14 protein-coding genes, 5 tRNA genes and 1 pseudogene are annotated in these 22,697 nt (G+C 48.9%); 14 read left to right on the forward strand and 6 right to left on the reverse strand.

What is annotated here, in order from left to right; genetic code table 11:
* Positions 1-146: 146 nt before the first annotated feature.
* The 11 genes and pseudogenes from pyrC (at position 147) to FTT63_RS06025 (ending at position 8,076) form a co-directional block, all read left to right on the forward strand.
* Positions 147-1,181 carry a dihydroorotase gene (gene pyrC / locus FTT63_RS05975; RefSeq protein WP_034597856.1) on the forward strand — a complete coding sequence of 345 codons (1,035 nt, stop codon included), beginning with the start codon at positions 147-149 and terminating at the stop codon, positions 1,179-1,181.
* Positions 1,166-1,825 (forward strand): ribonuclease T, encoded by a 660-nt coding sequence (gene rnt / locus FTT63_RS05980; RefSeq protein WP_075167718.1) that lies wholly within the window; start codon positions 1,166-1,168, stop codon positions 1,823-1,825. The genes pyrC and rnt overlap by 16 nt, the downstream gene beginning before the upstream one ends.
* A gap of 20 nt (positions 1,826-1,845) precedes the next feature.
* Positions 1,846-1,921: transfer RNA gene (locus tag FTT63_RS05985), tRNA-Glu, on the forward strand.
* Between the two features lie 156 nt (positions 1,922-2,077).
* Entirely contained in the window at positions 2,078-4,573 is a 2,496-nt protein-coding gene (locus FTT63_RS05990) for a TonB-dependent siderophore receptor (protein ID WP_180192078.1), read from the forward strand.
* Positions 4,574-4,656: 83 nt separating this feature from the next.
* The gene (locus FTT63_RS05995; protein ID WP_016659224.1) at positions 4,657-4,815 is read left to right on the forward strand and encodes a hypothetical protein; all 159 of its coding nucleotides are present in this window, start codon (positions 4,657-4,659) and stop codon (positions 4,813-4,815) included.
* Between the two features lie 229 nt (positions 4,816-5,044).
* Positions 5,045-5,120: transfer RNA gene (locus tag FTT63_RS06000), tRNA-Glu, on the forward strand.
* A 113-nt stretch (positions 5,121-5,233) separates the two neighbouring features.
* Positions 5,234-6,652 (forward strand): amino acid permease, encoded by a 1,419-nt coding sequence (locus FTT63_RS06005; protein ID WP_005179201.1) that lies wholly within the window; start codon positions 5,234-5,236, stop codon positions 6,650-6,652.
* Positions 6,653-6,742: 90 nt separating this feature from the next.
* Positions 6,743-7,647: pseudogene (locus tag FTT63_RS06010) on the forward strand (alpha/beta hydrolase).
* A 133-nt stretch (positions 7,648-7,780) separates the two neighbouring features.
* Positions 7,781-7,856, forward strand: a tRNA-Glu gene (locus FTT63_RS06015).
* A gap of 24 nt (positions 7,857-7,880) precedes the next feature.
* Positions 7,881-7,956: transfer RNA gene (locus tag FTT63_RS06020), tRNA-Glu, on the forward strand.
* Between the two features lie 44 nt (positions 7,957-8,000).
* Positions 8,001-8,076 (forward strand) — tRNA-Glu (locus FTT63_RS06025).
* A gap of 285 nt (positions 8,077-8,361) precedes the next feature.
* Here the strand turns inward: FTT63_RS06025 and FTT63_RS06030 are convergent.
* From FTT63_RS06030 to FTT63_RS06055, 6 genes are all read right to left on the reverse strand, one after another.
* Positions 8,362-9,606, reverse strand: coding sequence for an NADH:flavin oxidoreductase/NADH oxidase family protein (locus tag FTT63_RS06030; protein ID WP_180192079.1), 1,245 nt, complete (start codon positions 9,604-9,606; stop codon positions 8,362-8,364).
* A 100-nt stretch (positions 9,607-9,706) separates the two neighbouring features.
* Positions 9,707-11,293 carry an ABC transporter ATP-binding protein gene (locus tag FTT63_RS06035; RefSeq protein WP_180192080.1) on the reverse strand — a complete coding sequence of 529 codons (1,587 nt, stop codon included), beginning with the start codon at positions 11,291-11,293 and terminating at the stop codon, positions 9,707-9,709.
* The gene (locus FTT63_RS06040; RefSeq protein WP_180192081.1) at positions 11,268-12,281 is read right to left on the reverse strand and encodes an ABC transporter permease; all 1,014 of its coding nucleotides are present in this window, start codon (positions 12,279-12,281) and stop codon (positions 11,268-11,270) included. The genes FTT63_RS06035 and FTT63_RS06040 overlap by 26 nt, the downstream gene beginning before the upstream one ends.
* Positions 12,281-13,351, reverse strand: coding sequence for a microcin C ABC transporter permease YejB (locus FTT63_RS06045; RefSeq protein ID WP_005179212.1), 1,071 nt, complete (start codon positions 13,349-13,351; stop codon positions 12,281-12,283). Before FTT63_RS06045 ends, FTT63_RS06040 begins: the two co-directional genes overlap by 1 nt.
* Positions 13,352-13,380: 29 nt before the next feature.
* Positions 13,381-15,219 (reverse strand): extracellular solute-binding protein, encoded by a 1,839-nt coding sequence (locus tag FTT63_RS06050; RefSeq protein WP_180192082.1) that lies wholly within the window; start codon positions 15,217-15,219, stop codon positions 13,381-13,383.
* A gap of 27 nt (positions 15,220-15,246) precedes the next feature.
* On the reverse strand, positions 15,247-18,456 hold the full coding sequence (locus FTT63_RS06055) for a LysM peptidoglycan-binding domain-containing protein (RefSeq protein WP_180192083.1): 3,210 nt from the start codon (positions 18,454-18,456) through the stop codon (positions 15,247-15,249).
* Between the two features lie 206 nt (positions 18,457-18,662).
* Between FTT63_RS06055 and dnaQ the strand changes: the two genes are divergently transcribed.
* The 3 genes from dnaQ (at position 18,663) to nudC (ending at position 22,687) form a co-directional block, all read left to right on the forward strand.
* Positions 18,663-20,150: a DNA polymerase III subunit epsilon gene (dnaQ, locus tag FTT63_RS06060; protein ID WP_180192084.1), complete on the forward strand. Its 1,488-nt coding sequence runs from the start codon at positions 18,663-18,665 to the stop codon at positions 20,148-20,150.
* A gap of 126 nt (positions 20,151-20,276) precedes the next feature.
* A complete protein-coding gene (locus FTT63_RS06065; protein WP_180192085.1) occupies positions 20,277-21,920 on the forward strand; it encodes a chemotaxis protein in 1,644 nt (547 codons plus the stop codon).
* Positions 21,920-22,687, forward strand: coding sequence for an NAD(+) diphosphatase (gene nudC / locus FTT63_RS06070; protein WP_075167710.1), 768 nt, complete (start codon positions 21,920-21,922; stop codon positions 22,685-22,687). The genes FTT63_RS06065 and nudC overlap by 1 nt, the downstream gene beginning before the upstream one ends.
* Positions 22,688-22,697: the final 10 nt, after the last annotated feature.

Consider the following 22,697-nt stretch of genomic DNA (forward strand, 5'->3'; position numbering starts at 1 on the left):
ACATAAAATATAATTTTTATAGTCGCTTAAAAATAACACAAAATGATAAAAATTAATTCAATATAAGGCATCTTTTGTCTAGATTTGACGTTATCATTGTCAGGTTTATAGATTATCATTCCATTTATTTTTCGATCGGCATCACCTTGAATACGATTACTCTTTTACAGCCAGATGACTGGCATGCTCACTTACGTGACGGTTTAGCATTAAAACGTACAGTTCCAGATCTTGCCAAACAGTTTGCACGTGCGATCTGTATGCCGAATCTTGTCCCGCCTGTAAAAACCGTGGAAGAAGCGATCAGCTATCGTGAACGCATTATGGCGCATGTGCCAGAAGGCGTGGCGTTTGATCCGCGCATGGTACTGTATTTCACCGATCAGACTTCGCCAGCCGAAGTGAAAAAAATTAAAGACTCCGAGCATGTCAATGCCATCAAGCTGTATCCGGCCGGTGCAACCACCAACTCGGACAATGGGGTCAGCGACATCCGTAAAGTCTATGCGGTGATTGAACAGTTAGAAGAACATCAGGTGCCGCTGCTGTTACACGGCGAAGTAACCCATCAGCATGTCGATATTTTTGACCGTGAAAAACGCTTCCTCGATGAAGTGTTGGCACCTTTATTAAAACAGTTCCCGAAACTGAAACTGGTGCTAGAACACATCACCACCAGCGAAGCAGCGCACTTTGTTCTGGAGCAGGACCGCAACGTGGCCGCTACCATTACTCCGCAACATTTGCTGTTTAACCGCAATGACATGCTGGTTGGTGGGGTTAAACCACACTTCTACTGCCTGCCTATTTTAAAACGTCAAACCCATCAGCAGACTTTGCTGGAAGTGGCGACCAGTGGCAATCCGAAATTCTTCCTCGGAACCGACAGCGCGCCGCATTCTAAAAATGCCAAAGAAAATGCCTGCGGCTGTGCCGGCTGCTATAGCGCACCAACCGCCATTGAGCTGTATGCGCAAGCCTTTGACCAGGTCGGTAAACTGGACCGCCTAGAAGGTTTTGCCAGCCACTTTGGCGCAGACTTCTATGGTTTGCCGCGTAATACTGGTACGATTACCCTGGTTAAAGAAGACCAAGTGATTCCTGCAAGTTTAGACTATTTGGATGGTGAACAGATTGTTCCGCTATATGCCGGTCAAACCATCCAATGGAGAAAAGTGTGACAGACGAAACTCTACCTTTAATTGGTCAGCGTTTCCGTGGATTCTTACCTGTTGTGGTCGATGTCGAAACAGCAGGTTTTAATTCGCAAACCGATGCCTTACTTGAAATAGCCGCCATTCCGATTGTGTTTAATGCGGAAGGCCATTTTGTTCCGGGTCAGGCCTATCATGCGCATATTAATCCGTTTGAAGGGGCCAATCTGGACCGTCGTTCACTCGACTTTATCGGGATTGATCCGTTCAACCCGATGCGTATGGCCATGGCTGAAGATGAAAAAACGGCGCTGAAACGTATTTTTAAATCCGTGAATGAAGTGCGTCGCCAGCAAAACTGTACTCATGCAGTGCTGGTCGGCCACAATGCGCATTTTGATCTGGGCTTTTTACAGGCGGCCATTGCCCGTACCAGTACCAAAAACCAGAATCCGTTTCATAGCTTTTCCGTACTCGATACCGTAACCTTAAGCGCAGTGATGTTCGGTCAAACGGTACTGGCCAAATCCTGTATTCAGGCCGGCATTGAATTTGATGGCAAAGAAGCGCACTCTGCCCTGTACGACACACAAAAGACCGCGGAACTGTTCTGTTATATTTTAAACAAACTCACCCCACATCTACTTGACACCTTGGTGGCGGATCAATAAGATACCGCCATCTTCTAAACGTCCCTATCGTCTAGAGGCCTAGGACATCGCCCTTTCACGGCGGTAACCGGGGTTCGAATCCCCGTAGGGACGCCATCTCATTTCTCTCCCCTCCTGTTTGTTATTCATTCTTCTTTGCACAGCACTGTTGTCTATTTAAGCTGTTATTGCAAATAATTCTCATTTCTATTGATTAAGCCCATAAATTTAATGATAATCGCTTGCATTATCTTTTACAAAAAAACACATCTCATGCGTTTTGCCTATTCCAGCTTGTCTGTGGCCATTTTAAGCAGCTTCAGCTCCCTTAGTTTTGCTGAACAGATTCAAGAATCAGAACCTACCACCCTCTCTCCCTCGCTCAAACTGTCGACCATTGTGGTCGAGGCCAAAGAGGAAAATGCGCTGGGAAAAACAGTCTATAAACAGGAAGATTTAAAGAAAAGCCCGAATAGCAGCAAGAACATCACCGACTTTTTAAAGGTGAATCCGAACGTGCAGCTAGGTCACCGCTTTCGCAGCAGCTTGCAGCAAGGTGAACTGAACGCGGCCGATATCAGTATTAATGGCGGATTGGCTTACGATAACAAGATTCTGATCAATGGCCTCTCCATCAACAATACGATTAATCCGGTGGGGGCACAGCAATCCAATCATCCTAACCAGCTGATGGGCAATTCACAGGCCGCTGCCATTAATACCGACCTACTGTGTAAACTGACCGTGTTAGACAGTAATATCGGGGCGGAATATGGAGAATTTACCGGTGGCGTGATTTCTGCCGAAACCTGCGCTCCGCAAACCGAAATTGGTAAAATTCACGGTTCGCTCAGTTATGACTACACCTCGGATGCCTGGTCAAAAGTCAATTTCCCCTCTCAGGACAGCCGTGATGCTTTTGAAGATTCGAGCGATGAATCGGCACAGCCCTACTTCACCAAACAGGGCATCAGCCTGAACAGTTATGGCCGGCTCAGTGAACAATGGGGTTTTAATGCCTTTGCTTCATACCGGCATTCAGCCATTCCCTTAAAAACAGATTTTGCCGAATCAGGGCAATTTGAACAGCAGCGTCAGGCCCGCAATGCCGGTGTGGAATTATTTTATGATCCCTCTGAACGTACTTCGTTTAAGCTGGGTGCGAGCTTTTTGGAAAATGATGGACTGTATTTTAAATCCAATATCCGTGATTCTGAATCGACCCAGCACTCGAACAGCCAGAACCTGTATTTTAATCTGAACAACCAGCTCGACAGTGTCTTGCTGACCCAGCAGCTGAACTATCAACGCCAGCAAGCGGGACGTCAGGCTGCCCAGAATCACTATAGCTGGCTCAACTCGAGCAGCAAAAACTGGGGCAAGGACAAATATAGTTTCGAAGGTCATATGGGCGGCTTAAAGCAGCAAGAAAGCCGGCTGGAATACACCATTAAAGCCCTGTTTGAGCCGATTGAAACCGCATCTTTGCGGCATCAGTTTAAAATCGGGGCCGGCTATGGCCATTATGCTGCTTACTGGCAACGCCCTGAAACTGCCCACGTATATGCCACGCCTTTAAATTTAAGCGGCGCCGACTGCCAGTCTGATAATGGCACTCTATATGATGCCTGTGATACTGCGCCAAGTCTGGATGGAAAATATCAAGGCCAGTATTTAAGCAGCAAAACCAGCTATTATGCCGGTCAACTGGATATCCGTCAGGATCGCTGGCATGCCTTTATTGAAGACCAGATTCACTGGTATCAGTATCTGAGCGCAACCTTGGGCTTCCGGAGTGACTATGATTCCATCCATAAACAGAACAATGTTGCCCCCAGAACTGCACTAGAAATCCGTCCCTTGGGCAATGAACGCCTGATCCTTTTGGGTGGCTGGAACCGCTATTACGGGCTAAATGCGTTTGTGAATGAACTGAATGACCGGATTGACCAGTTTGAGCAGAAATATACACGCGCGCAGCTGGAACAGGGCTGGACACCCAAAACCGCAGGAAAGACCAGTTTCACCTATCGTTCCGAGCTGAAAACCCCGTATAGCGATGAAACCGTACTTGGCCTGAGTTCCAAACTGAATAATACCGCATTCAGCCTGAAATGGGTCAACCGTGACAATCAGGACCAGTTACGTAAAACCAAAATGAATCTGGAAGATCTGAGTTATAGCTATGACAATCGCGGGCGCTCTGCATCCGATATTTATTCGCTTTCCATCCGTAATCTGGCGCCACTGGCATTTTTAGGCGCACAACATCGTCTGGCCCTGAATGCCGACTATACTGAAACCACGCGCAATTTTGATCATTACGACAGCACCGATATTCTGACCGCCACCCCGCAAGTCTATTATAAGGGGCAACTGATTGATGCCGAGGATCGCCCTGCCCATGAATTTCATGTGCCGTGGACCGTGCGCCTGAACTGGGAGATGCAGTTTGACCGCCTGCCGCTAACGCTCAGTCATTTCCTGAGTTATCAGGGTAAAGTCGATGCCCTAAAGCGTGAGGCCAAAGGCTATACCGATGCACAAGGTGTGCAGCATGATGCCTATACGCCTTACACCACCCAGAACAAGTTTTATTGGGACTTGAAAGCCAGCTACCGGATTCCATCTTTTAAAAATACTCAAACCATTTTCGGCCTGACCATTAACAATGTCACCAACCGTGCCAACAGCTTTATTGACAGCAGCAGCAGCGCCCAGCCCGACATTGGCCGGCAGTTTATTGCCGATGTGACCTTTAAGTTCTAACGTGGAAACATGCACAGGCTTGCGCTTTTGGCCTGTGCATCCGCTATAATTGCAGTAATTTCCCATGCTGTTTTTATAAGACAATGTTAAAAAAGATTTTTCTGGTCCTGATTATTTTGCTGCCTTCGGCACTTTATCTGTACATTGTGTCGCGTGATAGCAAAGCACCGCAAGCGCCCGCACCGGCTGAACAGGCCGCGCCGCAACCACAAGCACCTGAGTACCAAACCCCAGACCACTAAACGTGGTCTTTTTTATCTCCAGTACGATGAGTCGTGCAGATGCTCATTGGTTAAAATCCAGTGCAGATTGAAGTGCTTATTAAAAACCGGGTGGCCATCATCAAACGATAAATTTTCCAACAGCCTAAACAGATACTTTTTAGACAAATAAATCCAAATCGTGGAATTATTCCCGTCATCAAATTGACATCTTTGGGACAAATCCCTAATATAGCCCTCACCTCGCAACGTCCCTATCGTCTAGAGGCCTAGGACATCGCCCTTTCACGGCGGTAACCGGGGTTCGAATCCCCGTAGGGACGCCATCTAAATCGCGCCAGACGATTACTTCTAACCCAATTGTTTTGATTATTGATTGCAGATTTGTAGTTTTTCTCTACAATAGCCTGCTTCTCTATTCTTTTATTCTCCTACTCTTATGCAGACATCTCATTCTCCGAATGATGCTACGCATCAGGGCAATTCTGCGCCTTTAAAACGCGCTATGAGTACTCGACATCTGGTTATGATTTCACTTGGTGGTGCAATCGGAACTGGTTTATTTTTAGGTTCGGGTGAAGTCATTGCACAAACGGGGCCTGTAGGTGCCATTCTTGCTTATTTTCTGGGCGGCGTGATCGCTTACATGGTTATGCTGTGTTTGGGCGAACTGGCTGTCCATATGCCTGAATCCGGTTCTTTTGGTGCTTATGCCAAACGTTATATTGGACCCGGAACAGGCTATACCGTCACCTGGCTGTACTGGCTGACCTGGTCAGTCACCCTGGGGACTGAATTTACCGCAGCCGCCCTGCTGATGCAGGAGTGGTTCCCGCACATCTCGATGTGGTTATGGACCATTATTTTTGGGGTATTTGTCTTTACCTTAAATATGGTGTCTAGCCGCTGGTTTGCTGAATCCGAATTCTGGCTGGCACTGGTCAAAGTCGTGACCGTGGTGGCCTTTATTCTGCTCGGTCTGCTGGCCATTTTCGGCGTGATCGGCTATCAGGGCTATGAATCTGCGCCGCTGTTTAGCAATTTAACCGCACAGGGCTGGTTCCCGGAAGGTTTATTCCCGATTTTCACCACCATGCTGATTGTGAACTTTGCCTTCTCCGGCACCGAACTGATTGGTGTGGCCGCTGGTGAAACCAAAGACCCGGCCAAAAACGTCCCGAAAGCCATCAACACCGCAATTTTCCGCCTGCTGATTTTCTTTGTCGGAACCATTCTGGTGGTGACTGCGTTATTGCCGCATCAGGAAGCCGGTCTGGCCGCTGAGGGCGTGAGTAGCAGTCCATTTGTGACCGTGTTCCAGCACATCGGGATTCCATACGCAGAAGATATTATCCGCTTCGTGATCATTACCGCCTTACTGTCTGCCGCCAACTCAGGGTTGTTTGCAGCATCGCGGATGATGTGGTCATTGTCGTATCAGAAGCAGTTGCCGCAGGTTTTCTCCAAGGTCAACTCGCGTGGTATTCCTTATGTTGCAGTGATGGTCACCATGCTGGGCGCAATGCCAGGCTTGCTGTCTGAGCAGTTTGCACCTGAGCTGATTTTTACCAACCTGCTCGGTATTGCAGCCTTTACCATGGTGGTGGTCTGGATGAGTATCTGCTTAAGTCATTTCAACTTCCGCCGTGAATGGTATAAACAGGGTCGTAGCGTGAAAGAGCTGGGCTTTGCCGCACCATTGTTCCCGATTGTGCCAATTCTGGGCTTTGTATTCTGTCTGATTACCTGTTTGAGTATGGTATTTGATCCATCCATGCGCATCAGTTTCTTTGGCTGTTTAATCTTTATTGCAGCCTGCTATATCAGCTATTACCGTTTTTATCATAAAAAAATCTGATCAGGATTTGCAGTAAAGAGCGGCCCCGGCCGCTCTTTTTTTATTTATACTGTTAAATAAAGCCATTCTCATTCACATGCTGACCCGACAATGAATATTATTTGCATTCATGGGATGAATCAGCAACACCAGACTGCCGATTCACTGCGTCGACTGTGGTTATCAATACTGGAGCAGGGTTTAAAACGCAGCCAGCAGTCCCATTTTTTGCCGATTTAAAACAGGTCATCTGTATGCCGTTTTATGGCGATTTGCTCTCCAAACATCATCTGCAAAACACTTTAAATGCCAGCACCCTGATGCCGCAGCACTGGCCGCATTTTCCACTGCTGCATCCAGTCAAAATTCAAAAACCGACCACAGTGGTGGAAGAACATCGCCCCGGCGATTGCAATATTCCGCATCTGCAAGTCTATGATGCACTTAACTTTAACCAGAAACTGAAATGGCTTAGTGCTTTAAGCCGGGATATTGCACTGCGTGATTTTGCCCGGCTGATCAATTATTTTCCCAAACTGCATGCCAGCTTGTTGCATAAATTTCTGGTCGAAGCCTATTTATACCTGGCCGATCCGCATTTTATTCAAGAGGTACACAGCCGGATTTATGCCCAGCTCTGTCAGGATGACACCCATATTATTCTGGCGCATTCCTTAGGCACGGTAATTGCCTATAATCTGTTAATTCAGCATCCGGAACTGAATATTGCACGCTTTATTACCCTCGGTTCGCCGCTGGCCTTTCGGGTGATTCAGGAGCATTTACAACAGCCGATTCAGCGCCCCACTGCCCTGCATGGCGACTGGATTAATTTTTATTCTCCGGATGATTTTCTGACCGCCTTCCCACTGTCGGAACCACCGTTTCATTTTAAACCGGCCATTCTGAACCGGCAGGTACAAACTCCGGTAGATCGTCCTCATGAAGTCTATGGCTATTTACAGCACCTCCAAGTCTTAGAGGCCTTGGTCGAGTTACTGCCAGAAAGTGCTTAAATTGAGGGAATTTTCACCTGATTTATGCAAATTGTTCTAAATTTATTCGCTTAAAAGCCTTGCAGCCAGAAAATTGTAGAAAAGCGTTTGACACCCTCCTTTTTTCACCCTAATATACGCCCACCTCTGAAACGTCCCTATCGTCTAGAGGCCTAGGACATCGCCCTTTCACGGCGGTAACCGGGGTTCGAATCCCCGTAGGGACGCCAATTTCAGAAGTAATATTTTATTAAGTCCCTATCGTCTAGAGGCCTAGGACATCGCCCTTTCACGGCGGTAACCGGGGTTCGAATCCCCGTAGGGACGCCACTTCTTCCAATCAAAAGAAGCGGTTTAAAATATTCTTCTGCACTGTCCCTATCGTCTAGAGGCCTAGGACATCGCCCTTTCACGGCGGTAACCGGGGTTCGAATCCCCGTAGGGACGCCATATTCGGGTCACATACGTGATTCATAAAAAAGCCCAAGCATTGCGACTTGGGCTTTTTTATTGCTGCAACTTTTTATTTGTACAGAACGGGAAGTATGAAAAATACTATCACCCGTTTAAAACGGTCATCTCACCTGCGCCCAGATCATTGTTTTTGACAGCCATAACAGGCCTGCTATCATTCACTTCATACAATCTCCTACGAATGTGGATGGAAATGCTCAAAAAAAGTTGAATAAAGCGTAGATGGGGAATCGGGATGGATCATCCCTCCCCCATTTCTGTTTAGGCCGATTTACGCGAGTTAATCTGTCCTTTAATGACTGCAGTCAAATTGCCTTTTAAATATTTAAAAAATACTTTTAAAGGCGAGAGTTTTGGATTCGGCTGTTTGCCTTGGGCAATGTCCTTGAACTGCGCGGCATACCAGATAATTTCCATAATTGCCATTTTATCGACCAGTGGAATGCCGGTCTTAATTTTATCGACACCATAACGCACGTCTTGCCCTGCCAGCAAACGATGTGCCAGATCTGGCTCTACCGCAAATGGGCGAGCAATCCCGATAAAATCACAGGCGCCGCTGGCCAGTGCCGTATTCATGCCTTGTACGGTCCGGAAACCGCCGGTCACCATTAAATGACAACGAACTTCCTGGCGGATCCGCTCCGCAAACTCCAAGAAGTAGGCTTCACGCGCTAAAGTCGAGGCTTTGCGTTTTTCCGCTTTTACTCCGGCCATGGCCGGTGCTTCATAAGTCCCCCCCGATACTTCAATCAGGTCAATTCCGGCAGCATCAATCGCTTTAAAGACCTGAATCACATCTTCCTCACTAATACCACCGCGCTGGAAATCCGCCGAGTTCAGCTTGACTGAGATGATAAAATCTTCAGAGGTCGCAGCGCGCACCGCCTGATAAATTTCCAGCAAAAAGCGCATCCGGTTGTCAATCGAGCCACCCCAACGATCTTGGCGTTTATTGGTTAGCGGTGATAAAAACTGGCTGATTAAGTAGCCATGTGCGCCATGCAGCTGCACCCCTTCAAAACCGGCCTGCTCACAGATCTGCGTTGCGCGGGCAAAGCGCTGGATAATATCAAGAATCTCATCTTCACGCAGTTCACGCGGTGTGCCAAAGGTGGTGGCCAAGGCCGGGCTAAACGGTACGGCGGAAGGCGCGACGGTTTCTTTGTTCAGGCCTTTCGGACATTGCCGTCCCGGATGCGACAGCTGCACCAGTTGCACCATGCCATACTGCTTGCCAATCTGTGCCCACTGTTGCAACTTGGCCAGATCACGTTCTGACTCAATGGCCACCACGCCCGGTTCATTTTTGGCGCGAATATCCACCATGACATTGCCGGTAATGGCACAGCCCAGCCCACCCTTGGCCCAGGCCTCATATAAGCCCAAATGTAACTGGTTCGGCTGACCAGCCGTATTGGCCAGCGCCTCACTCATAGCGCCTTTAATGATGCGGTTTTTAAATGTGGTCTTTCTAATTTGAAGCTGATCTGCAATCTGGCTCATTGGTCAATCCTGACATTGTGGTCTAGAGCAAATACTCCATTGAATTACCCCAATGGTCAAGCAGATTTTGACAACTCGTATTGTCAAAAATCGTTACCGCTTAGTATTGACTGGCCTGAATCAGCTGCCGGGTATAGTCAGTTTGTGGCTGTGCAAACAGATCTTCAGTACGCTGGAATTCCATCACCTTGGCATGTTTCAGTACCAGTACCTTCTGACACAAGGCCTTGACCACCTGCAAATCATGGCTGATAAACAGATAGCTCATCTGCTCCTGCTGCTGCAAACGCCGCAACAGTTTAACGATGGCGCGTTGTGTGGTGCGGTCCAGCGCCGAGGTCGGCTCATCCAGAATCAGCAGTTTCGGTTTCAGCACCAGCGCACGTGCCAGTGCAATCCGTTGCCGCTGTCCACCGGATAGTTCATGCGGATAACGGGTTTTAAAACTGACCGGCAATTCAACTTTTTCCAGCGCCAGATCAATGCGCTGCTGAATTTCGGATGCTGACAGCTTTTGTAAGGCCAACCCTTCGCCAATGGTCTGCTCGACATTTAAACGCGGATTCAGACTGCTAAACGGGTCCTGAAATACAATCTGAAATTCACTGCGTAATGGCCGCAGCTGCTTTTCCGAAAGCCGGTTCAGGTCCTGCCCCAGCAAATCAATTTTGCCCTCACTGGCAGTTAAACGTGAAATCGCCAGTGCCAGCGAGCTTTTACCGGAACCACTTTCCCCGACAATACCGATGGATTCGCCTTGCGCCAGATTTAAATCCAGCGGCTCCACCGCGACAAAATAATTTTTGACCCGATTGAGTAAACCCTGCTTAATGGGAAACTTCACACCCAGTTGTTGCAGTTGCAATAAAGGCTGAGTCGCCTCTACCTGTAAAGCCTGACCAAAATCATGATGCAGCAGTTCCCGGGTATAGGCCTGCTGCGGCGCATGAAAGACCTGTTCAACCGGCCCCTGCTCCTCGACCTGGCCTTTGTTCATGACAATGACCTGATCGGCATAATGCCGCACCAGATTCAAATCATGGCTGATTAAAATCATGGCCATCTGCCGGCTGCGCTGTAAGCTTTGCAGCAGATCCAGAATTTGCGCCTGCAGGGTCACATCTAACGCAGTGGTCGGCTCATCGGCAATCAGGATGTCCGGATCAAGCGCCAAGGCCATGGCAATCATCACCCGCTGGCGCTGCCCACCTGACAGTTCATGCGGATAACGCTTCAGTTTATCTTCCGGCTGGGGAATGCCGACATCTTGCAGCAATTGCAGTACGCGTTGCCGGGTTTCCGCCTTGGAATAGCCTTGTAACAGCAGGCTTTCGCCAATAATTTTTTCCACCCGATGCAGCGGATTTAATGCCGTCATCGGCTCCTGAAAAATCATGGCAATGCGCTGGCCGCGAATCTGGCGTAGTTGTACCGGATTCAGCTGTAGCAGATCCTGCCCCTGAAACAGTGCCTGCCCCTGAATCTGTAGCTGACTCGGCAACAAGCCCAGCAAGGCCAGACTACTCACCGATTTACCCGAACCACTTTCACCGACCAGCGCCAGTGTTTCGCCAGCGTGCAATTCAAAATTTAAATTGTGCACCAATAGCTGCTGTTGATGCTGAATCTGGAGCTGCTGTACCGTCAGCACTGGCGTGCGCTTACTGGCGTCTTGGGTCGAATGCATCACGGGTCGCCTCTCCAATATAAATCAGTAAAGATAAAACAATTGACAGGGTAAAAAAGCCCGACAATGCCAGCCACGGCGCATTTAAATTATTCTTGCCCTGTAGCAGCAGTTCGCCTAAAGATGCAGCATCGGGCGGCAAACCATAACCGAGGAAATCCAGTGCAGTCAGCGCGGTAATATTCGCAGTCAGCATAAAGGGTAGTTGTGACAGACTTGAACTCATGGCATTCGGCAAGATGTGCCGGAACATGATGGTACGGTCGCTCACACCCAGGCTGCGGGCAGCACGGACATAATCAAAATTACGTGCCCTTAAAAATTCGGCCCGGACCAGTCCGACCAAGGTTGGCCAGCCAAACAGCAGCATAATCAGAAACAGCCAGTACACACTCGGACTAAACATACTGACCAGAATCATTACCATGAATAGCATTGGTAAACCGCCCCAGACTTCCAGAATCCGCTGTCCCAGCAAATCGACCCAGCCGCCATAATAGCCCTGTATCGCCCCGACGATAATGCCAAGTGCAGCAGAGGCCAGCGTTAAGGCAAATCCGAATAGCAGTGATACCCGCAGGCCATAGAGAATCCGCGCCAGTACATCTCGGCCCTGATCATCGGTCCCGAGCCAGTTATCGCTGGTCGGTGGTGACGGCACCGGCACAGCCAGCTCTAAATTCGGTGACTGATAAGAATATTCAATCAGTGGCCAGATGGCCCAGCCCTGGTCCTGAATCAGTTGCTGCACGGCCGGGTCCTTATATTCTGCTTCGGTTTCAAAGACCCCGCCAAAAGTGGTTTCAGGATAAGCCTTGAACACCGGCATATATAAGCTGTTTTCATATTTGACCAGCAGCGGCTTGTCATTGGCGATCAGCTCGGCTGCTAAGGACAAGATAAAAATCAGGGCAAAGGCGATAAAACAGCCAAATCCCAACCGGTTCTGTTTAAAACGCTGGAGCCGCACCTGCATTAAGGGAGACATTATTTGGCCCCCCGTGATTCAAAATTAATCCGTGGATCAATGACCTGATACAGCACATCACTGATCAGTCTAAGGACCAGTCCCAGCAAGGTAAAAATAAACAGGGTGCCAAAAATTACTGGATAATCACGCTGTACAATCGCTTCAAAGCCGAGCAATCCTAGACCATCGAGGTTAAAAATAATTTCAATAAACAGGTTGCCGACAAAGAAAATCCCAATTAATGCTTCCGGCAGGCCAGCAATCACAATTAGCATGGCGTTACGAAAAACATGGCCATACAGCACCCGCGATTCGGTCAGGCCTTTGGAGCGTGCCGCCAGCACATACTGTTTATTCAGTTCTTCCATAAACGAGTATTTGGTTAAGTAGGTCAACCCGGCAAATCCACCAATCACCATCGCCAGCAGCGGCAAGGTCATATGCCAGAAATAGTCTTTGATTTTACCCAGCAGACTCAGCTGATCGAAGTTTTCCGAGACCAATCCCTGTAGCGGGAACCACTGAAAATAGGAACCACCGGCAAAAAATACAATCAATAAAATCGCAAAAGCAAAGGCCGGAATGGCATAGCCAATGGCCAGCAAAATAGACGTGGCTTTATCAAAGATCAGACCATGCTGACGGGCTTTTTTTATCCCCAGTGGAATAGACACCAGATAAATCAGCAAGGTGCTCCACAATCCTAAAGACAGCGATACCGGCAGTTTTTCCCACAGCAGCTGGGTCACCGGCTTGTCTTTAAAAAAGCTGGTGCCAAAATCAAATTGCAGATAGCTGCTCAGCATTAGCCAGAAACGCTCATGAATTGGTTTATCAAACCCATATTGCGCTTCAATTTTAGCCACCATTTCATCACTTAGACCTTTGGCGCCCTGATAGGGCGTTGAACCGGCCGCAGCAGTTTCGGCACTGCCACTCCCGCCCATGCCCTGAAAGGCTTCTGCCTGCTGAATTGCCTGCTCGACCGGACCGCCCGGGGCAATCTGGATCACAATAAAGTTAATCAGCAAAATCAGAAACAGTGTGGGAATAATCAGCAACACACGTTTCAGGATATAGGTTCCCATGCGCTCAGCATCCTTGTGGCAAAGCCAGCTTATTGTTTACGCAGATACTGGGCTACTTTTTGCGCCCCGGCTGCATCACTCCACCAGTAATCAAGTCCAATGGAAAGTTTTGGTTTTATTTTCGGTTGTTGGTACATATTCCAGTAGGCCAGCCAGTGCTCGCCTTTGCCATAGGTCGGAATCTGGTAATAACCAGCGCGTAATAAGCGGTCCAGCACTTTGGTCCGGACAATCAGCTGCTGGCGGTCAGGCGCGTAAATAATTTTCTGAATGATGTCATCAATGACCGGATTCTTGATGCCGGCATAATTATAATTGCCCGGCTGATCTGCCGCGGCACTGCTCCAGAATTGCGCCTGTTCATTGCCCGGACTTAAGGACTGTGGCAAGACCATGGTGCTTAAGTCAAATTCTGCCCGGCGCATCCGTTCAATATATTGCGGCACATCGACCTGACGGATATTCACCACAATCCCCAGACGTTTTAAATTGCGCACAAAAGGCATTAAAGTACGCTGCAAGCCATCCTGATGAATTAAAAATTCCAGCTGGATGGTGTTGCCTTTCGGATCAAGCAAACGGCCATCCTTGAAGCGATAGCCGGCATTCAGCAGGATCTGCCGGGCTTTGAGCAGACCGCTGCGGTTAAAACCGCTGGCATCACTGACCGGGAATTTCCAGTTGGCCAGCACCCCCTGACGCTGCACCGGATGCAACTGTTTTAAATACGGCTTTAACAGTGCCAGCTCCGCCGCGCTTGGACGACCTTTGGCTTCCAGTTCGCTATTGCTAAAATAACTTTGCAAACGCTGATACTGTCCGTAAAACAGGGCTTTATTCTGCCATTCAAAATCATAGGCATGGCTGAGCGCCTGACGGAAATGAATATCCTGCATCGGTGCACGCCGGGTATTAAACACAAAACTTTGTGTTGGCACCGGGTTTTCATGCCGGAACTTATATTTCACCACCATCCCCGCTTTCACTGCCGGGAACTGATATTCCGTCACCCATTTGCGCGCGGTATATTCTTCATGCAGCGTGTATTGGCCCGACTTAAAGCCTTCAAAGGCCACATCCATATTGCGGTAATAGACAAATTTAAGCCGGTCAAAGTTATAACGGCCCTTATTTACCGGCAGATCTTTGCCCCAATAGTTCGGATTGCGCTTATAAGTAATACTGCGTCCGGCATCAATCCGTTCAATCAGATACGGGCCTGACCCCAGCATCGGCTGCAAGGTAATCCGGCTAAAGTCCTTGCCCTGCCAGTCTTTCTGGGAATAAATCGGTAAGGCCGATAAAATCAGCGGCATTTCACTGTTGTTATCGGATTTAAAGGTCATTTTGACCTGATGTCTGGATAAGACCTCGGTTTTATCCAAATCGGCAATATACATCTGCAAACCCGGATTAGATTTGCTCTGGAAGGTATCAAAACTGAATTTGACATCAGCCGCGGTGACCGGTGTGCCATCACTAAAACGTGCTTTTGGATTCAGATGAAAAATGACAAACTTGGTCTGCTTCGGATCATAAGTCACTTTTTCTGCCAGCAGTGGGTACATCACCCCCGGCTCATCTAGCGAGCTGGTCATGAGCGAATCAAACAGATAATTCACCCCATCGGTCGCACTGCCCTTACCGTTCATGCTGTTCAGGTTGTCAAAAGTGCCATTGCTGGACTGACTCAGTATGCCACCTTTCGGTGCTTGCGGATTGGCATAGGGCATGGCCGCAAGCTGGCTGTATTTCGGGCTGCTGTGCAGCGCGATATACGGCGTGGTCTGCAGCGCAGCCCAACTCCAGCTTGAGGTCAAGGCCAGTGCTGTTGCCACAGCACTCAAGCGATATAAAGATCTGTTCATGCGGTCACGACTCCTTGTGCCCGGCAATTACAGGTTCGGAACCTTGATGATCTCTCCAATACGCAGCTGCGTATTCGGTTTAATCTCGTTCATATCGGCCAGTTCACTGGTTTCCAGACCATAACGGCTGGCCAGCCCAATCAGGGTATCACCGCGCTTGACCTTATATTCTGTCATGGTTTTTGGCAATTGCAGGGTTTGTCCCACTCTTAAACCGGCACGCGGACTCAGGCCATTCAAGGCCGCCAGTTCAGCGACCGAAATACCGGTACGGCTGGCAATGGCATTTAAGGACTCACCGGCTTTAACGGTATAGGCTTCGGTTGCTTTACCCGTGCTGGCGGTGCTCACCGCTGCACTTTCCGCGGCACGGTTGCTACTGCTGTCCAGATCACCTTCAATTTTTAAACGCTGGCCAATCCGCAGTGCAGCAGTACGTGGCAGGTCATTCAGCGCAGCCAGATAATTCAGCTGCAAATGATATTTACGCGCAATACTGTTTAGGGTTTCACCCGATTTTACGATATGAATGTCTGAGGCTGCAGCAGTTGTGCTGGCCTTGCTTTCTTCCACTGGCACTGGCTCACCGCTGAGTTTCAGGCGCTGGCCGGTACGTAAACCGGCAGTCCGGCTGATGCCATTTAAACTGGCAATCTGCTCCAGACTCAGGTTATAGCGGTTGGCAATGGCAGTTAAGGTATCTCCCGACTGTACTGTATAACTATCCGGGATGGTCGAACCGGCGGGAATTTTTAAAGTTTGCCCAATTCGCAGGCCGGTATTGGTCGAAATCTGGTTTAAGGCGGCCAGATCAGCCAGACTCATTTTGCTTTGTGCGGCCACACTCGATAAGGTGTCGCCGCGCTGGACAGTATAGTTTTCCGTTTTAATCTCAGCTGTTGATGTACTTGGCACTGCACGACGACTCTCTGCGGCCGTTTCAGTTTTTGCTTCGGCTTTCGAGTCACTTACAGGCACATTAATCCGCTGTCCAACCAGCAAACTGCTGCCAGCAGTCAGACCCGGAGTTAAGGCTGCCAGTTCTGCATTGGACAAGCCATGACGGTCCGCAATCAGTTTCAGATATTCACCGCGCTTCACCGTATAGCTTTGCGTGGCCACTTTGGTTTCAGCCGCTTTCTGCTCAGCTGCCTTGGCACGCATCTCTGCTGTTTCTTTCAGATTCAGTTTCTGGCCGACAAACAGGCCACTGCTTGTGTTCAGATTATTATAATCCGCCAGTTGCTTGACCGATAAACCAAACTGATTGGCTACCCCGGTTAAGGTATCGTTAGCTTTAACCACATAGGATTCCGGCTGCTCTTTGGCTTTGGCTGGCGCGGCAGCTTGTGGCTTGGCATCATATAAATAGATGGTGGTACCAGCATACAGGGTCGAGTTTGGATCAATCTGGTTCCATTTCGCCACATCACGCCAATTCACCCCATTTTTCATGGCAATCAGCACTAGGGTGTCGCCGGCCTGTACCGTATAGGTACTGCGCTTGCCTTTTGGTGGCACCACCACCACTTCGGTGTCGGTCTTAATCACGTTCTTGCCCTGGTTCCGCTGGGCTTCGTCTGAATCTGGACGGGTGCTATCCGCAACACTTTTCGGGTAAGCAAAGCCTTTGGTCAGCTCTTTACCTTGCTGCTCGGCCACCGACAGACTGGTCTGAATTGCAGTCAGCTTAATTTTGCCATCATAAGGATCGACAATTTCAGTGCCTTGTGGTGCAATTTCTTTTAACTCGGCCACCACCTGCGCCTGTTCAGCCTGAGAGGCCACCGGCTGCAACACCTCTTCTACCGTTTTGTTCTGGTCTTCAGTTTTCACTGCCGCCAAAATCTGTTCACGTTCTGCTGCTGAAATTGGCGGTTCGACCTTCACCGGCTGAATATTCTGTGCCGGGGTAATGGCCACCGGAATACGTGGAGCACTTGGAATATCTGAATTGGCTGCAAAAGAGGCCAAAGCCGATGAACCGCGTGGCGTACTGATCCGTTTGGTGCTAGTTGTAGTCGTGCTGCTAGCAGTTTTGGCTGTGCTCGCTGGTGTAGTCGTAGCAGTACGCTGAGTCACACTGGCCGTCAAAGCGGGTGTGGTGGTTTTTGTAGCTGGGGCACTGGTCGTGGTCTGCGTCGTCACACTAGGACGAGTGTTGCTGGCCAGCAATCCACCACCTTGCAGGTTTTTCAGACGTTCATCGACTGTTGGGCTTAAATCGGCTGGAATCAGAATCCGCATCGGGCTGGCACTGTCAATTCGGTCAGTACGATGGCCCGGGTTCAGTGCATATAACTCGGCACGGCTAAGACCAGTAATATTGGCCACATCATTTAAATTCACCGCTCCGACCGTCACTTCACGGAAATGGGGACGGTTGGCAATTGGCGGCAAACGCACCCCGTAGGCACCTGGATTTTTAATAATTTGCGCCACTGCCAGGAAACGCGGCACATAGTTCATGGTTTCCTGTGGCAATTTCAGTGACCAGTAATCGGTCGGTAAACCGGCAGCCTTGTTACGGTTAATCGCCTGCTGAATACGGCCCGGTCCGGCATTATAAGCGGCCAGAGCCAGCTCCCAGGAACCAAACTGGTTATACAGGCTACCGAGGAATTCATAGGCAGCACGGGTCGATTCGACCACATCACGGCGGCCATCATACAGCGGGGTCTGTTTCAGACCATAAATACGTCCGGTACTTGGAATAAACTGCCATAAACCGGCTGCAGCAGCGCTACTGGTTGCTGCCGGGTCGTACGAACTTTCAATGACTGGTAATAATGCCAGTTCGGTCGGCATGCCACGGCGCTCGGCTTCTTTAACTGTGTGATACAGATAACGTGAAGCACGCGCACTTAAACGGTCAATATACGGCTGACGTGAAATAAACCAGCCGCGCTGCGCTTCAATACGCGGATTCCAGTGTTCCAGATCCATTTTGAAACCTACGGTCATACGCTTCCAGACATCACCGTGTTTTAAAATCAGTAAACGGTCGCCTTCTACCGCGCGCATGTCGGTGGCCGACAATAAATCTTCCAGTGAATCTAAACTGCTGGCGTCCAGATAACCTGAACCAACCTGACTCGACGTTGACGCTTTGCTGGCACTTTGTGTAGAGGTACAGCCGGTGCTGATGCCGAGCGCGGCCAGCGCTGAACCCAAAACTGTAATTTTAAATAGTGCCGGGACCATAGGCTGCCACATGCGTGTGGTTGGTTTATACATAGGAAATCCAAACAACTCGTCTATAAATTATTTTTTAGATTTGACATTGTAGTGAAGCATCACTACGACACAAGGTTTTACTCTAGCGCGATTCTAATATAAATGTTACAAGAAATTAAAAAATTGACGTCTTCGGCGTTTCTGATCTGCAATTGCGTTATACAATAGCGGCTCGGTTTTTATTTGGCTCTCTTTGGATCTGGCTTATGTCTCAAACAATCACACTATATGTGGATGGTGCTTGTCGTGGAAACCCTGGCTTGGGCGGTTGGGGTGCATATGTCATTACAGAAACCCAGCAGCACAAACTCTATGGCGGGGAACTGGAAACCACTAACAACCGTATGGAGCTGACGGCAGCCATTGAAGGCATTCAGTTCTGCCCGGCAGAGGCCAAACTGATTCTCTGGACCGATTCCAACTATGTCAAACGCGGCATGACCGAATGGATTGCCGGCTGGAAAAAGAAAAACTGGAAAGATGTGAAAAATCCGGACCTATGGCAAAAACTGGATGCCATCTGTCAGGGTCGTGAAATTGAATGGCACTGGATTAAAGGTCACGCTGGCCATGCTGGCAATGAAATGGCCGATCAGCTGGCCAACAAAGGGGCCGATCTGGTATTTGCACAGCAGGTCAAAGTGACGCCGGTACAAATCATTACTGAAGATAAAAGTGCTGAGTCTGAAGTCATCCCGCCGGGCACGGCTAAAAAAAAAGCAGAATCTGACTGGTTGCTCGACGACCCTTTTGGCTTCGATCTAGACGACAGCCAACTAGACGTTGAAGTCGAAGAAGAACTGCTAATGGTGCAGGAGGATCATCTCAGTCTGTCCCAGCACAGCATTACCGTGACGCAAACCCTCAGTCAAAATGACAGCCCGAATCAGAACGAAGTCCTGATCCAAGATGAAACCCAGAACCAGAGTGCAACAGCGCCAGCAAACACGTCATCGCATCCCCATATTGTGATTACCCCGGCCACGGTTCAGGCTTATGGTCCACGCCAGCTGATTCTGGATACGGAAACCACCGGTTTTTATTATCAGGATGGTGACCGGATTATTGAAGTCGGCGCAATTGAAATGGTCAACCGCAAACTGACCGGCAGCTCGATTCATATTTATATCAACCCGGAAAAACCGGTCGGTGAATCGGAACTGGTGCACGGTATTTCGGATGAGTTTTTAAAAGACAAGCCGAAGTATGCCGAAATTGCTGCAGTGCTGTATGACTATTTAAAAGGCGCGGAAATTATTGCGCATAACGCCACCTTCGATATGAACTTCCTGGATATGGAGTTTAACCGCTGTGGTCTAGGCGATTTATCGGCGGTGTGTGAAGTCACCGATACCCTGGTAATGGCCAAAAACAAGCATCCGGGACAAAAGAACTCGCTCGATGCCTTAGTGAAGCGTTATGAAATTCCGGCGCGTGACCGTACCTTCCACGGCGCCTTGCTCGATGCTGAAATTTTGGCCGATGTCTATCTAGCCATGACCGGTGGTCAGGTGTCCTTTGATATGGATGCCCTGTCGGCCCATCATGAAGAACAAAGCAGTGAATCGGGCCGTCGCAGCATTGAAATGGAATTGCCGGTGATTCTGCCTTCTGCCGAAGAGCTGGAGGCACATGAGAATTGGGTCAAACAATTTGAAGAAAAGCATGGACAGCCCTGCTTTTTTGCCAAATAAAAAAACCGATGATTGTAATTTTTTGTATTTAATCTGTTCCTAGTTCAGTTATAGTTAAGATAAACAGGTCTGCTGTTTTTGCAGCAGGCCCATAAACAGATAAAACACTAGGAAAGGTGCAGATACATGTCTTACCAAACCTCTATTCATTTTGATCCGACTGCGTTACTGATAATAAAAAATGAGGTTGATAATTCAATCAAATTGGTGGAATCCGCAGTCAGCACCTTGGCAGAAGATCAGACTTTACCTTTCGGGATTGATGATGCCCTCAACCAGTTTGAACAATGTGCCCAGGTACTGGCCCTAATTGATATGTCGAGCCTGGCAAAAATTGCCCAATATTCAGCAGAATTAATGCGCAAGATTATGGGGAATCCGGCGCAAATTAAAACTGAAGACGTGATTGCCTTAAGTGAAGGCACCACCATGCTCAAGCGCTACATCGAATTTATTTGTCTGCGCGAAGTTAAAATTCCACAGTTTCTGCTCGATACCTTAAACCGTCTGGAACGTGCCTTGGGTAAACCACTCACCCAGGAAGGCCAGCATATTGAATCTCTGCTGGACTGTATTCACCCGGAATTCAAATTGCCGCAAGCACCCGGTCTGGAAAAATCAGGCTATGTACATCAGCTGTATAAACTGTCACTGTACAAGTTACTGAAGCAGGAAGAATCCGAGCTGGATCTGCAAGCCATGAAACTGGTCGGCACCTATTTAGCCGGTCTGTCCGCCCAGCATCCAAGCCAACAATACTGGAATCTGGTCTATGTGGCGTTAAACCAGATTGATAACCTGCTGCTGAATGAACCGCGTTTACGTACCTTAATCAGTATTGAACTGAATATGCGTCAATACTTTGCCGCGCCAGACAGCTTCCAGGCCCAGTTAAGTGATCTGGCCAACATCCTGAGCCTGTGCATTAGCCAGGAAGATCAGGTGGCCCAGCACATCCGCGAACAGCTGAATATTGGCGAAGACCTGCTGACCGATACCCAGCTGCAGGTGTTCAGCCGTCATCTGTATGGTCCGGATTTTGAAACCATGCAGACCATCAGTGCTCTGGCGACCAGTGAAATGGCGCAGATTCGCAATGATATCGAATACAACTACCAGAACATGACCCCTGAAAAAACCCAGGAGTTGCAGGCCAAGCTGAAAGATCTGGCCAACATCTTTAAAGTACTGAACCTGAATGAAGCCCACCGTGATCTGCTGGTTCAGGCCGACGCCTTGAGTCAGGCCGAAGTGCTCAAAGAAGAAAGCTTTGCCCAGCAGCTGATGAACACCATTTTATCAGCGATGAACTCGATTGGGGTGCTGGAGCGTCATCATACCTCTAGCCGTTTACAGCTGCGCGTTAACAACATGCACATTTCGCTGGACCGTTTAGATGAAGCGCATGAAGTATTGCTGAGCGAAACCAAAATCTTAATTGATCTGGCTCAGCAGATTCTGGTGCAGCACGTTCAGGATCAGGATGTGCGCTTACTGGAAAACACCTGTACCCAGCTGCGTGAAGTGGCCGGTGCCCTGCTGTTCCTGAATGAAGAAAAAGGCCAGCAGGCGCTGCTGACTGCCGCTGACTTCATCTATCGTAAATGCGAAGCCGGTGAAACGCTCAGTAGTGACGAGCTGAATGCCGTGTTAGACACCCTGGCTGGTGCCGACATGCTGATTGACAATTTAAAAAACAAACAGCCTGTTTTACAGTCGATGTTTGATGTAGCATTGGCAAGTAGCGAAAAACTGAAAGCTGTAGCCTAATGTCTGAACTCTCACTTGCCTATATTTTTCACCAACAGCAACTGCTGGTCGATGAACAGTTTCAACTGCCCCGAGTTGAAAAATTAGCAAGTGACCTGTCTACGGGCAATCAGGTGATTGCCCGCGACTTACTCCCCGATGAGCCCATTCCTGAAGGCTATCAATTATTGCCAATTCGCCAGCTGTTACAGTTTTGGAACAGTGCCGAATTTGAACAGGCCAGCCGTGCAATCCAGTTGCTAGAATGGCGTCGTAATCACCGTTTTTGCAGCCACTGCGGCCATCCAACCGAAGCGCATGCCACCGAATATGCCATGGTTTGCCCGGTCTGCCAGTATCGCCAATATCCACGTGTACAACCCTGTGTCATTACCGTCATTACCCGCGGTGAAGATGAAATTCTGCTGGCCAAAAATGCGCGAAACACCACCAATATGTATGGCCTGATTGCCGGTTTTGTTGAGGTGGGAGAAACCTTGGAAGAAGCGGTACGCCGTGAAACCGCGGAAGAAGTCGGTATCCAGCTAAAGAATATTCAGTATCTGGCCAGTCAGCCCTGGCCTTTTCCAAGCAACCTGATGATTGCCTTTAAAGCCGAATATGCCGGTGGTGAACTGCAGTTACAGGAAGAAGAAATCAGCGACGCGCAATTCTTTAAATTTGATCAACTGCCGAATATTCCGTTCAAAGGCAGTATTGCCCATGCCATGATCAAACACGTGACCGAAGGCTCTGCCGTCGCAGACGACAGCAAAGCCTGGCTCTAAAGAGACACTA

This window comes from Acinetobacter sp. C15 (assembly GCF_013420645.1).
Lineage (GTDB): Bacteria > Pseudomonadota > Gammaproteobacteria > Pseudomonadales > Moraxellaceae > Acinetobacter > Acinetobacter indicus.

Bases quoted from the DNA above. Each gene is read 5' to 3' on its own strand.
- FTT63_RS06050 (WP_180192082.1), bottom strand. From the start codon at position 15,219: ATGAACAGATCTTTATATCGCTTGAGTGCTGTGGCAACAGCACTGGCC.
- FTT63_RS06005 (WP_005179201.1), top strand. From the start codon at position 5,234: ATGCAGACATCTCATTCTCCGAATGATGCTACGCATCAGGGCAATTCT.
- FTT63_RS06055 (WP_180192083.1), bottom strand. From the start codon at position 18,456: ATGTATAAACCAACCACACGCATGTGGCAGCCTATGGTCCCGGCACTA.
- FTT63_RS06065 (WP_180192085.1), top strand. From the start codon at position 20,277: ATGTCTTACCAAACCTCTATTCATTTTGATCCGACTGCGTTACTGATA.
- FTT63_RS06045 (WP_005179212.1), bottom strand. From the start codon at position 13,351: ATGGGAACCTATATCCTGAAACGTGTGTTGCTGATTATTCCCACACTG.
- rnt (WP_075167718.1), top strand. From the start codon at position 1,166: ATGGAGAAAAGTGTGACAGACGAAACTCTACCTTTAATTGGTCAGCGT.
- FTT63_RS06030 (WP_180192079.1), bottom strand. From the start codon at position 9,606: ATGAGCCAGATTGCAGATCAGCTTCAAATTAGAAAGACCACATTTAAA.
- nudC (WP_075167710.1), top strand. From the start codon at position 21,920: ATGTCTGAACTCTCACTTGCCTATATTTTTCACCAACAGCAACTGCTG.
- FTT63_RS06040 (WP_180192081.1), bottom strand. From the start codon at position 12,281: ATGTCTCCCTTAATGCAGGTGCGGCTCCAGCGTTTTAAACAGAACCGG.
- FTT63_RS05995 (WP_016659224.1), top strand. From the start codon at position 4,657: ATGTTAAAAAAGATTTTTCTGGTCCTGATTATTTTGCTGCCTTCGGCA.
- dnaQ (WP_180192084.1), top strand. From the start codon at position 18,663: ATGTCTCAAACAATCACACTATATGTGGATGGTGCTTGTCGTGGAAAC.
- FTT63_RS06035 (WP_180192080.1), bottom strand. From the start codon at position 11,293: ATGCATTCGACCCAAGACGCCAGTAAGCGCACGCCAGTGCTGACGGTA.
- FTT63_RS05990 (WP_180192078.1), top strand. From the start codon at position 2,078: ATGCGTTTTGCCTATTCCAGCTTGTCTGTGGCCATTTTAAGCAGCTTC.